We start from the raw sequence: 13038 nt of genomic DNA on the forward strand, positions 1-13038 counted from the left end.
AGCTCTCTTTTTTATTTTACTAAGTATCACTATTGAATCATTATCAAATGATATTTCATCCAATGTCTGCATCACTGCTAAGATAACACCGAAAACCAAAAACTCATTTCGATATGCAAAATCAGACTGCTCCAAATCTCCCCTCAACCCAACTTGGAAAAGCACTGCTTTGTCTTATGACATCAGCATTATTATTTTCCATTATGGGAGTGTGCATTCGTTTTGCTTCACAAACGGTGGACAATGCGACTGTCGTGTTTTTTAGAAATGCAGTAGGTTTATTTATTTTTATTCCGATGCTGTTTAAACAGGGTTTAGACTTTATTAAAACCGATAAACTCTGGATGCACACTTGGCGAAGTCTAGTCGGTCTTGCTGCAATGTATGGTTTTTTCTATGCCATTGCGAACTTAAAACTATCAAATGCCATGGTTTTTAGTTATTCATCTCCTATCTTTATTCCACTGATTGCATGGCTTTTCTTAAAAGAAAAAATTACCAAATCGATGATTTTTGCCGCAGTTATTGGGCTCATTGGAGTTTTATTTGTCGCTAAACCCGACCAAGGTTTATTTAACGCACTATCTTTTATTGGCTTGGGTGCATGCTTTTTATCAGCAATGGCCTTTGTCACCGTAAGAGCTTTAACCAGTACAGAGCCACCTGAGCGTATCGTTTTTTATTTCTGTATTTTTGGTAGTTTGATTTCCTCTATTCCAATGTTCTGGCATTGGCGTATTTTCACTTGGCACGAATTAAGCCTACTGATTGCCGCAGGACTTTTAGCTAATATTAGCCAACTATTTATGTCTTATGCCTATAGCTTAGCGCCAGCAGGACAAATTGGCCCCATGAATTACATTGCTATTATTTTTGCAGGAATATGGGGATTTGTTTTTTGGCATGAATTACCGGATCTGTTTAGCATTATCGGCATATTTATTATTTTATTTGCCATTTTGCTCTGTAATCCATTTTTGCAGAAAAAGTTACTTTCTCGATTTAAGTAGCAGTCAAACTTGATTTTAATTTTGGTACTGTATTCGATACTCATTCGGTGAAACACCTGTCCAGTGACGATAGGCTTTTCTAAAATTAGAAGTATCTGAAAAGCCAATTCTTTCGGCAATTTCATCTACGGTTAAAGTTGTCTCTCGCAAATACTCATCCGCAAGACGGCGCCGAGTCTCATCTAATAACTCTTGATAAGTTAAATCAAAACCTGCCAAACGCCGATGTAAGGTACGCTTTGACATATGTAACCGTTCAGCCATTTCTTGAGCTGATGGAAAAAGCCCTGTTCCATCCAATAATATTAAACGGATTGTTTTCACCAACTCAGGCTCCTCAAGTTCAGCAGCGCCTAGCATCCGCTCACAAAAAGACTTACACATGTCCGCAGTAATCGGGTTGGCATTTGGGCAAGGTACATCGAGCCACTTTAAATCAAAATGCCATTGCATCACCCCAGCATTAAACTGAACAGGACAATGAAAAACTTTTTCATATTCTTCCGCATAGTCAGGCGCAGGATATGGCAACAATAGTTTCTTTGCTTGAAATGGCCCTTCAAGCACACGTTCAATTAAGGTTTGCATGGAGCTAAACCAAAACTCACAGACCAAAGGCAAAAGCTTACCCAGTGCAATAATGTCCTGCCCTTCAAAAATCGCAACATCATCTCGCACATAGAATGACTTCTTTAAAATAGGTCCTGCAAGCTTAATGTGTCGAATACCAAGCTCAACCGCTTGTCTAAAATTACGCGAAGAGTAAAGTGCATAACCATACACTCCAAAATCTGACAATCGCTGCTTTTGTCCTGCGCGTAGTCCAATTAAAGGATCGTGAGATAGTTTTTGAATATTTTGAAATAGCTGGATTTTTTGGACTTGAGAAATATATAAAGAGGATTGATTCATCGTATCTGGCGAAATATTTGTACCAGACAGAACTTCTGATATTGAATGGCCTTGCGAACCCATTTCATCAAATAAACTGGTCAAACCTAGCAAATATGTATTCGAACCTAAGGATGTATTATCATAATTTCCCTCGATAACACTATTTGTATTTTTATAAATATTTTTAGGCATTTAACTCGCACCATCCCTAGAACGTGCATAATGGCACTAAACTACCTCTTGTTGTCTCAATTTAACATCGACCATACGACGCTTCAAGCATAAAGTATGATAAGCAAAAGTATGGAAGGAACAATAATGGAAAGCTCCACTTTAAAAGAATATAGCGGCTCTGCCACTGAACATATGGAACTTATTTTTTCCAAACAACGTGCCAATTTTGAGGCAGATCCCTACCCAAGTCTTGAGGCACGTCGCACAAAACTGCATCAGCTTAAGAAACAAATTATTCGCTATCAAGATGCTTTAGCTACCGCGATTAATGCTGATTTTAGTTCAAGATCACTTGATGAATCCAAATTACTCGATTTGCTTGGCTCTGTGTTAGAGGCTGATCATGCGATTCATCATTTACGCCGCTGGATGCGTCCAAGTAAACGCCGTACCGAGCTTTTATTTTTATCAAACCGTTTAAGTGTGCAATACCAACCTAAAGGCGTGGTGGGTGTGATTGTGCCTTGGAACTTCCCCGTTTATTTAGCACTTGGCCCACTCATTGCCGCATTAGCTGCGGGCAACCGAGTCATGATTAAGCTGCCTGAAATTACCCCAAATACCAACGCAATGCTACGACGCATGCTTGTCGAAGTTTTCAATGAAGATGAAGTGGCAGTTTTTGGTGAAGAAATTACAGACCCAGCAAGGTTTACCTCCTTGCCATTTAACCATATTGTCTTTACTGGCTCTCCTGCGATTGGCAAAGTCGTCATGCGAGCTGCTGCTGAAAATCTAACACCTGTTACGCTTGAGTTAGGTGGTAAATCACCTGCTATGGTAAGCCGCAACTACCCTCTGGCTGACGCTGCAAAACGTATTACTCATGGTAAAGCAACCAATAGTGGGCAAATCTGTGTAGCACCTGACTATGCGTTGGTTCCGAAAGAAAGTATTGATGAATTTGTAGATGCTGCGAAATCAAGCTTTATAAAAATGTTTGGTCAAAACATTACAACCAATGAGAATTACACATCGATTGTAAATGACCGTCATTTAAAGCGCATTCAAGATATTTTGACCGATGCACAAGCAAAAGGTGCACGCGTTATTCCTTGTGATACTTACAGCTTTGACCAACAAGGCCGTAGAATGCCTGTACAGATTGTGCTGAATTGCACACCAGACATGCGGATTATGAAAGAAGAACTCTTTGGCCCTATTTTGCCTGTGGTGGCTTATGATTCTTTAGATGATGCAATTACTTATGTGAAATCGGACGAACGACCTTTAGCACTTTACTTCTTTACACATAGCTCGGTAGAACGTGATCGTATTTTACGTGAAACTCATTCGGGTGGTGTGACCATCAATGACTGGGGTTGGCATGTAGTCAACCATGATGCCCCTTTCGGGGGTATCGGAAACTCAGGCATGGGGTCATATCATGGTGAAGAAGGTTTCCGCGAACTTTCTCATGCAAAAACTGTATTTATTCGTCATCGGTTTTTCCCGACTCAGCTTTTCCATCCTCCTTATGGAACATTCTTGCAAAAACTGGCAATTCGCTTTTTCTTGAAAAAAGGCGATCCAAATATTAAATAATAGATTATAAAAAAGCCTCGTAATGAGGCTTTTTTATGGGTTAAATAAACAAGTTATTTTAAGATAATAATAAAAAATCAGGCTATAAACTGTTGATTAAATGATGTATTCCATAAACCAATGTTATTTGGCATTGAAAATGAAGTGTTATCAAATACGATTGGATCATCAACTTCATCAAGCTGATATTTTTGAGTCAAACTATTTTTAACATTTTGAGTATCTTCACTTTCACTATTCACATTGGTACTTATCAGTAATTTATCAACATCAATGTTAGAGCTTTCTTCTAATATCAAAGAGTCTGTCAGCACTTGTGTATTATTTCCTTCAAGTTGTTCAACTAATGATTGGCTATCTGGCAACTCATCAAACAAATAACCATACTCTTCGTAGTTAGAATTTATGTCAGCTAAACCATTCAATAAATCTGTTAATGATTCATCCTCATTACTGTCTATTGAAGCGGAATTCTGTAAATCTTGGATAGTCCATACAGTTTGATCTGCAAAAGTAATCGTTTTAAAAGCGGAAAATTCTGCAAATACGCCTCTAATTTCCAATGTATCATTGGTATCTTTAATAGTGAGGAAGACATCTTGATCTAAAATTTCAACAGAAATATCGCTTGGCAATACATCCATTAAAATATGTGTTTCTGTTTGCGGTGAATCTTCATCTAAATAAGGAGTATTGATCCAGTCAAGACCATAACCACGGTTGAAAACATAAGTATTGATTCCATCGCCACCATTTAACTCGTCATCACCTATACCACCATCTAAATAATCATTACCGATAGAGCCATAAAGATGATCATCGCCAGCAAAACCATAGATTTTTCTATCATAGGCATTAGTAGCAACTAAATAGTCATCGCCATCAGTACCTAACATGAGTCGAGTCAAGATATCAGTAACAGTCCAGACGGTTTGATCTGCAAAGGTTATTGTTTGTAAACCTATATTAGTACTCAATGCATCTTCGATATAAAGCTGATCATTTGTATCTTTAATTTTTAAAATAATATAATCTGCCGATGCATCTATCCTAATATCTTCAGATAAAACATCAAAAATAATATGTGTTTCAACAATCGGATGGGGATTATCTTCATAGATAGGCATAGTTTTAATTACATCCACACCATCGCCTTTATTGAAGATATAAGTATTTATACCAGAACCACCATCTAGCTCATCATTTCCTTGTCCACCAATCAGCGTATCATTTCCATCCAATCCTAATAAATAATCATCTCCCTCCCCACCTTCTAGTAGATCATTTCCAGATCCCGCTTCTAAATAATCATCACCGCTCCCACCGACCAAATGGTCATTACCATTTCCGGCAACAATCCTGTCATCGCCATCTCCACCATCTAAATAGTCATGTCCACTGCCACCAGATATACTGTCATCTCCACCAAAACCATAGATTTTGTTATCACGAGTATCTATACCTTTCAGGTCATCATCATTCTCTGTACCCAATAAAAGCTTAGGTAGAATATCGGTAAGGGTCCAGATGGTTTGATCTACAAAAGTTATAGTTTTAAACACGGAATAGTCTGCAAATACATCTCGTACCTCTAATGTATCTTCACTACCTTTAATTTTAATTCGTATATCTTTGTCAAACAGTTCAATACTAACTTCGTCAGGCAATACGCCTAATTGAATATGTGTTTCTGTAAGTGCCGATTTCTCTGTTAACTGAGGTGCTAAAATAGTGTCATGTGCATAACCACGGTCAAAATAATAAGTATTTATTCCCTCTTTACCATCTAAATAGTCATTTCCAGTGCCACCATCTAAATAGTCATTACCAATAGCACCTCTTAGATAATCATTTCCTGCAAAACCATAGATCTTGTTATCACGGATATCTGTACCATTCAGATCATCATTATTATTTGTACCTAACAACGGTTGGACTAAAATATCGGTAAGGGTCCAGATGGTTTGGTCTACAAAGGTTATAGTTTTAAACACAGAATGATCTGCAAATACATCTTGAACTTCTAATGTATCGCCACTATCTTTAATTTTAATTCGTACACTTTGATCAAACAGCTCGATACTGACGTCATCAGGCAATACACCTAATTGAATATGTGTTTCTGTAAGTGCCGATTTCGCTGTTAGACGAGGTGCTAAAATAGTGTCATGTGCATAACTACGATCAAAATAATAAGTATTTATTCCCTCTTTACCATCTAAATAGTCATTTCCAGTGCCACCATCTAAATAGTCATTACCAATAGCACCCTTTAGATTATCATCTCCACCAAAACCATAGATCTTATTATCACGAGTATCTATACCTTTCAGGTCATCATTATTATTTGTACCTAACAACGGTTGGGCTAAAATATCAGTAAGGGTCCAGATGGTTTGATCTGCAAAGGTTATAGTTTTAAACACAGAATGGTCTGCAAATACATCTTGAACCTCTAATGTATCGCCACTATCTTTAATTTTAATTCGTATACTTTGATCAAACAGTTCAATACTAACTTCATCAGGCAATACGCCTAATTGAATATGTGTTTCTGTAAGTGCCGATTTCTCTGTTAACTGAGGTGCTAAAATAGTGTCATGTGCATAACCACGGTCAAAATAATAAGTATTTATTCCCTCTTTACCCTCTAAATAATCATTACTACCTGCTCTAGTATCCAAATAGTCGTCATTTTCAGTACCTACCAAATGAGGCAAAATATCAGCAAGAGTCCAAACCGTATTATCTTTAAAGGTAATGGTTTTGAGTGTTGAACTCACTAAAAGTGCATTTTCAATTGTTAATTGATCATTACTGCCAATCATTTTCAAAATAAGATCGCTTGAACCAAGCTTAATTTCTATATCTTGTGGTAAGGCATCTAAAATAATATGAGTTTCTGTCAAGGATGAGTTCGTGTATAAATGGTTCGCTTGAATAGTATCTTTGCCACTATTAGGGCCAAAAACATAAGTATTTACACCAGTTCCCCCTATAAATATGTCTGTCTCAATATTACTGATCAGTAAATCGTTTCCTTCAGTTCCTGTATAGAACCCACTATTTACTGACGGGATATGGACTCGTAAAGTTTGGTCTAGAATTTGATCAATTAAATCTGGTGTAGAGGCATACAAAGCAAGCTCTCTCAAGCTATTTTGTACATCTTTAAACAGTTTTGGACCACGACTTAAAACATCATATAGTTCTGCAACTTCAACTAGGCTATGTTGTTTGATATAACTATAAAGCTGAGTTACATCAAGTTCATTTGATTCTGTTATTTGAATTTTTTCAAAAATTTCAGGTGTTTTTTGTTGTAAATAGAGTTGATCATAAATTTTCTGCCGTAAGAGTTTCCATGCTTGCTCTAACGCAAATGCCTGATTGTTTCCAACTGATAAAGTCAACTCAGGATCTGCAAATGAGTGGTATTGACGCCCCATTATTTTTTCTAAAGCCAATAGATGCCGATCATCCCAATACATCCCTCTTTCATGACTTGGTAAATCAGCCACCCCAGTCCATTGATAAATAATATCAGTCACGAGTTGCTGCCTAACCAACAGAGAGTCTGTCCGAACAAATTGTTCAACTAATTGTTGTAATATTCCATTTGTATCTTTTGCCATAGCCTGATGTAAGCTATCAACGTTACCAAATTGGTGAATATCAGGTAATACTGCAATTGAAGGATCAATCTCAACTATTTGGGCCTGATTTATCTGGGAATGTAAGGTATCTACTTGAAACCATACATCATCTATTTTTCCAACAGTTCCATCTGCCCAGATAAACTGCCCCTGCTGTTTATGATGATTACCATTGACATCAACTTGCTTAGCCGAGGTATAAGCTAAATCAATTTGTTGGATACCTATTGTTTGTAAGCCAGTCAGCTCTCCCTGATCTACATGTGCGTTTTGATTGATGTCTTGCCAAACTTGTAACTGCTGATAAATTTCATCTTTTGCATCAATCACTCCATCATTATTCAGGTCATATTCTGCTAAAGCCTTAAATCCATTCTTTGCCAATTGACCATTATTCAAGCTAGTCTGATTTCCAAATAATTCATTGCCTATTTCAATATCTGCATTATTATTTTTATCTAAAACTAGCAAACCATCTTGCGAACTGACCCAACCTGTTTTTTCTTTAAATCCACTACCATCATGGTCAAAATAAATATTTTCACTCAATGCACGTGTTCCAACCACGCCATCTTTATTTAAATCGAGTATTAATGGGCTCGTTACATGCTCTGCCTGTTCATATAACCCCATAACATCATTCAAATCAAACTGATCTAAAAACTCACCAACTATTGAATGTAAACTAGACTTAATGTCGCTTAAAACTTTATTAACACCCTCTTTGATAAGCTCATATACCGTATCGCCACCAACAATCGAACCGACTATTCCACCCACAATCGCTAAAGCTAAAGTCACAGGTGCAGATACTGCTGTAAATGCTGCTACACCTCCTACCAATAACGCACTACCTATTGATCCAGCAATCCACTCTGCCGTGGTATGAGCCACCCAATCGTCTATAATTTGTTGTTTTTGTTCTGGGGTTTCAGCAGCTTCGACTTTTTCAGTCACAGTAAATAATGCAATCGTTAAACTTGCTAAACCTGCCCCTTTTGCCAATTTCGAAAGATGTGTACTTTCAAATATAGATACGTTCTGAGCCAATTGCTGGGTAACTAACTCCACCCGCTCTAATTGAGTCTTCCCTCTATTCAAAAACTCTATTTGGGATTCTTTTAATAGTCTAGTACTCGGTGTATCTCCAAGTAATGACGAATGAATTATTGATGTATCTGCATGCGGGATAACTGAAGCACCCTTCGTACCGTTAGAAAGATTATTTGGCCCATCTATAAATCGGCTAACCTCATAGGTCACCTTGCCATTTGCATTGGTAATTTCATCAATGAGCGAAGTATAGATGAGTGATTTCGCCTGTACTGCTGCACGTGCGTTATCTATTGCCTCCGTATGCGTTAGTCCACTGGCAATATCAGCATCGTACATTGTTTTCAGTACTTCACGTGGTATCCCATCAATGGTTTTTACATTGGGGTTTTCAAGTAAAGCTGGCAGCTCCACACGGGCAAAAACTTTATCTTCGGTACCAAATGGTGTAAGGGTACGAACATCACCAGATGAAGCTTTTGCAAGGGCTTCTGATGCATCATCCCACAATGCAGGACTTTTCACCCCATCAATCGTGGTTTCATAGTTCATAATGTCCGTATATTTTGCAATATTATTTTTTGAAGCAATTTCTTGTAAATAACCTATAACCTCTCTTGAATGCATTAATTCTGAAAACTTAGTATTACCCATAATAGTTAAAGGGTTACTAGTATTCTTCGAAATTGCTTTTGCTGCTATGTAAAGAGGGTCTGTTGGATTGTTCCCTGCATAAAACAAAGTGGTTTTATTTGCTAAATCTTGGGTAACATCAGGCACAAGATTAATGAATGCCTGCCGTAAGTCCTGAATAGTAACTTGCCCATTTGTCTGCTTTATCGCAGCAAGTTGATTAATAATATTTTGGGTTTCTAATGATCTTGCCATGTTCCTGTTTCTTCTTTTAATTATTAGTTTCTTAAGCCATTGAGCATATCTACGCCAAAGTTATAATAAAGCTGTGTAGTAACTTCCCATTTTTTCATTATTTCTTTTTGATAAGTATTTAATGCTTCTAAAAGAAGATCATGTATATTTTTTGAAACATCATTTTGTGTCTGAATATGAATTATTTCTGGATTATTTAAAAATTTGATACTCAATGTAGAAATATAAAATTCATTATTAACTATAAGTTTTTCAGCATTTGCAACTAAAAAATGAAATGATGTAAATAATATCGCTTGTGTAGGGGTTACAATTGCCTCTACAGCTGGCCAGTGAAATGGGGTTACAGGGTTATTTTCATAACCATCAAAATAATACGGTCCTTCTTTTTCTAAGATAATTTTTTCAGCAGGCGACAAAAATCCACTACCTCCAAAAAATGATAAATAATAAATATCTCTTTCTTCATCAATCAACAAGCTTTCATCAATCCTAATAGGAAAGTCTAGATCCAAATCTTGTATTAATGGTTCAACTAAACTCACAAGATGATCTAATTTTTCACCTACTATATCCATTTTCTTAAAAGTCATAAATTTTACTCTTTTACATATCGCTGTTCATTTAAACCATACAATCTATATTCATTAATTGTATGGGTTAAATCACTCTTAATTATATTCACATTAAAACAAAGTAGTTTTATTTGCTAAATATTGAGTAACATCAGGCACAAGATTAATAAATGCCTGCCGTAAGTCTTGATCTGCTGAAACTCGATTAACTAAATCTCTTAATATATTTTTATCAACAACATCTGCACCATTACTGGTTAATGAGTTAAGGGCTTGTAACCCCTGATCTAAACTTAAATTTGTACTAGGAAAACCTAAAGAAATTAAAATATTATCTACGCTTGACATCTTATTATCACTATTAAATTATAGTTAAAAATCGAAAGTTGCTACAAACTCTGTTGAATTAGAACGGACTCCAAAGTCTTTATATGCAATTAATGCCTGTTTTAAATCTGCAATGATGACATCATAATTATCTTTAAAACTTTCTTGCTGATCTTGTGGGGCAGTATCATCTATGTCTATTTGTACCAAACCATATTTACGCCATTGGGTTGAATTTCTTTCACCTCCGTAAGCTAGAGTTATAGTTTTTACTAATATTTCAAGCCCCTCCCAATAAAATACAAAATACAAAATACCAGACTCATTATCAAAACCACGTCCAGATTTTATTTTTATAAGATAACTATTTTTAACTCTATCAAAAGTCCAATCGCCACCTCGACCAATGAGACCAAATAATCTTTCATACCGTTGTTCAACCTCACCTATTTTATATTTAGCTCGATCTTCCGCAGAAATATATTCATTTATATAAGTCATTTTCCATACCTTTTATTTAAAAGTATTATTATATTATTTTTTAACCAGCATGAACATAAAAAATAAAACAAATGATATAAATTAAAAGTTATTTATATTCTTTAATTCTTCTTTAAAGAGAAAATCATTTAAAACAAATATACAACCTCTTTTCATTAGAAGTAATAAAGTATTGATATTTAAAATTACTATTCTTATATGTTTAGTTTTAAATATTATTAACATATCCTGAATTACCTCCTTTCGCCTACTCAATAGCAGCAAGTTGATTAATAATATTTTGGGTTTCTAACGATCTTGCCATGTCTCTATTTTCTTCTTTTAATTATTAGTTTCTTAAGCCCTTGAGCATATCTACACCAAAGTTATAATAAAGCTGTGTGGTAATTTCCCACTCTTTTCTTTGTTGATATATATAAAATGCTTCAGCAATAATACTGTGTACTTCTTGAGGAACCTGATCTTCTGAATAAATATGGATAATATTTGGATTATCTAAAGATTTAATACTCAGTGAAGATATATAAAATTCTCTATTAGCTTTACACTCCTCAGCTTTTGCAACTGAAAACTCAAATGACGTAAATAATATCGCTTGTGTTGGGGTCACAATTGCCTCTACAGCTGGCCAGTGAAATGGTGTTACAGGATTATTTTCATAACCATCAAAATAATACGGTCCCTCTTTTTCTAATATAATTTTTTCAGCAGGTGATAAATAACCACTTCCTACAAAAAATGATAAATAATAAATATTTCGCTCTTCATCAACTAGCAAACTAGATTCCTGTTTAATTGGTAAATCCAGATCAAGCTCTTCCAATAAAGGCTCAACCGATCCAGCAAGCTGTTCTAGTTGCTCGCCCCAAATTTTCTTTCTCTCAAAAGTCATAAATTTTACTCTTTTACATATCGTTGTTAATTTAAACCATACAATCTATATTCATTAATTGTATGGGTTAAATCACTGCTATATTTAAAAACATTCTTTTAAAATATTTTAAAAACCTTTTTTATCAAATAAATAAAAAAGAACAATTAGTTCAATTCTCACAGTTTCGCTATAAGAATTGATACTAATCATCTCATATTTATTTTAGTACTAAGTATTTTTCTCTAAAGGTACGATCTGAACAATAGAAAGTTAATATTGTATTATCGCTCAAACTTCCTGATGCTTGTCTCACCAAATTATGCAGTTCATTTAAACTATAAATATGTCCCGAAGAATTAGCATTATTAAGTTCTGTAATTATTTCATTATAAGTTTTCATGATTTATTTCTTTTTTAATAAGTTACCAGGCATAATTTTCAAATGGATGATTTAAAAATAATTGTACGTCTACAAATTGCTGATTTATTAATCTGCGATTTTTTAATTTTGCTAAAAAAGCCTCTCTTATTAACTCTATTAAAATATCCTCTCGACCAATGAATTTAGGTGGCATGACAAAAGGAGTTAAATAAATTTTTCTGCCATATATTTTTTTTTCTATATCAATAGGGTAACTAATCATATCCGATACTTGTAACAATACGAGCTCATCTTCTGCATAGAACACATAGGCAGCTGGGGCATGCTCCACGCCAGCAGCAATAAAATCATGAATATAAATTAAACCGATATGACGCTCATCATCAGCATAGATATAAAGATCTCTATTGAAAAATAGATCATTCCTATCTCTTTGCCAATGACCATACATATAATTATGCTCTTTTAAAACCTCATGAGGTAGTTTCCAATAGCGCTCATATATAGCTACATGTTCGGGTTTACTTTCAGTAATTTTGTTTTGGTATGCAATAAAACTCATTTATTATTAATCGCCTTTCACTACTTGCTAATTTAAATTTACAAACATTATAATTTAAATATGTAGTAAAATCACTCAATATACCCCCTTACTTTTAATAAGATAAAATATATTAATTTACCAATTATATACATTCACTTTAAAATAAAATACCTATCTTAAATTACCAACTCATCTTCTCGATATCAGCAAGTTGATTAATAATATTTTGGGTTTCTAATGATAAATCCATTTCCAAATCTAATTAACATCAAATAACTTTTTTCTCTATCAAAATTCCAATCTCTACCTCGACTAATGAGACCAAACAATCTTTCATACTGTTGTTCAACCTTATCTATTTTATATTTAGCTCGATCTTCCGCAGAAATATATTCATTTATATAAGTCATTAAATTTCTCTATTTTTTTAGAATTTTTGCAAAATATAGAACATTCTATGAAGAAAAATTTAATTTTGAATTAGTTTAACTCCTACATAGCTTGCTCAAAATTTAAAATCTTGGCGGCAAACATAATGTTCTTAAAGTATGGATT

Annotated in this window: 11 protein-coding genes; 2 read left to right on the forward strand and 9 right to left on the reverse strand. The window is 34.8% G+C overall.

The window, feature by feature from the left end; all coding sequences use genetic code 11:
* Nucleotides 1–113 precede the first annotated feature (113 nt).
* Nucleotides 114–1010 carry a DMT family transporter gene (locus tag ACG59Z_RS13310; RefSeq protein ID WP_400199784.1) on the forward strand — a complete coding sequence of 299 codons (897 nt, stop codon included), beginning with the start codon at nucleotides 114–116 and terminating at the stop codon, nucleotides 1008–1010.
* Between the two features lie 15 nt (nucleotides 1011–1025).
* Here ACG59Z_RS13310 and ACG59Z_RS13315 read toward each other — a convergent pair whose 3' ends face one another.
* The gene (locus ACG59Z_RS13315; RefSeq protein WP_400199785.1) at nucleotides 1026–2096 is read right to left on the reverse strand and encodes an AraC family transcriptional regulator; all 1071 of its coding nucleotides are present in this window, start codon (nucleotides 2094–2096) and stop codon (nucleotides 1026–1028) included.
* A 126-nt stretch (nucleotides 2097–2222) separates the two neighbouring features.
* Between ACG59Z_RS13315 and ACG59Z_RS13320 the strand changes: the two genes are divergently transcribed.
* The gene (locus ACG59Z_RS13320) at nucleotides 2223–3683 is read left to right on the forward strand and encodes a coniferyl aldehyde dehydrogenase (protein ID WP_400199786.1); all 1461 of its coding nucleotides are present in this window, start codon (nucleotides 2223–2225) and stop codon (nucleotides 3681–3683) included.
* Nucleotides 3684–3760: 77 nt separating this feature from the next.
* Here ACG59Z_RS13320 and ACG59Z_RS13325 read toward each other — a convergent pair whose 3' ends face one another.
* From ACG59Z_RS13325 to ACG59Z_RS13360, 8 genes are all read right to left on the reverse strand, one after another.
* A complete protein-coding gene (locus ACG59Z_RS13325; RefSeq protein ID WP_400199787.1) occupies nucleotides 3761–9280 on the reverse strand; it encodes a calcium-binding protein in 5520 nt (1839 codons plus the stop codon).
* 23 nt (nucleotides 9281–9303) lie between these two features.
* Nucleotides 9304–9873: a hypothetical protein gene (locus ACG59Z_RS13330; protein ID WP_400199788.1), complete on the reverse strand. Its 570-nt coding sequence runs from the start codon at nucleotides 9871–9873 to the stop codon at nucleotides 9304–9306.
* Nucleotides 9874–9966: 93 nt separating this feature from the next.
* Nucleotides 9967–10203 (reverse strand): hypothetical protein, encoded by a 237-nt coding sequence (locus ACG59Z_RS13335; protein WP_400199789.1) that lies wholly within the window; start codon nucleotides 10201–10203, stop codon nucleotides 9967–9969.
* 24 nt (nucleotides 10204–10227) lie between these two features.
* Nucleotides 10228–10683 (reverse strand): hypothetical protein, encoded by a 456-nt coding sequence (locus ACG59Z_RS13340; RefSeq protein WP_400199790.1) that lies wholly within the window; start codon nucleotides 10681–10683, stop codon nucleotides 10228–10230.
* Nucleotides 10684–11011: 328 nt separating this feature from the next.
* Nucleotides 11012–11575 (reverse strand): hypothetical protein, encoded by a 564-nt coding sequence (locus tag ACG59Z_RS13345; protein ID WP_400199791.1) that lies wholly within the window; start codon nucleotides 11573–11575, stop codon nucleotides 11012–11014.
* A 199-nt stretch (nucleotides 11576–11774) separates the two neighbouring features.
* Nucleotides 11775–11957 (reverse strand): hypothetical protein, encoded by a 183-nt coding sequence (locus ACG59Z_RS13350; RefSeq protein WP_400199792.1) that lies wholly within the window; start codon nucleotides 11955–11957, stop codon nucleotides 11775–11777.
* A 22-nt stretch (nucleotides 11958–11979) separates the two neighbouring features.
* Nucleotides 11980–12501 (reverse strand): hypothetical protein, encoded by a 522-nt coding sequence (locus ACG59Z_RS13355; RefSeq protein ID WP_400199793.1) that lies wholly within the window; start codon nucleotides 12499–12501, stop codon nucleotides 11980–11982.
* Between the two features lie 197 nt (nucleotides 12502–12698).
* Complete coding sequence (locus ACG59Z_RS13360) at nucleotides 12699–12893, reverse strand: hypothetical protein (protein WP_400199794.1); 195 nt, start codon at nucleotides 12891–12893, stop codon at nucleotides 12699–12701.
* Between the last annotated feature and the right edge of the window lie 145 nt (nucleotides 12894–13038).

Origin of the sequence: Acinetobacter sp. ABJ_C1_1, assembly GCF_044684115.1 — a bacterium.
Classification (GTDB): Bacteria; Pseudomonadota; Gammaproteobacteria; order Pseudomonadales; family Moraxellaceae; genus Acinetobacter; species Acinetobacter nosocomialis_A.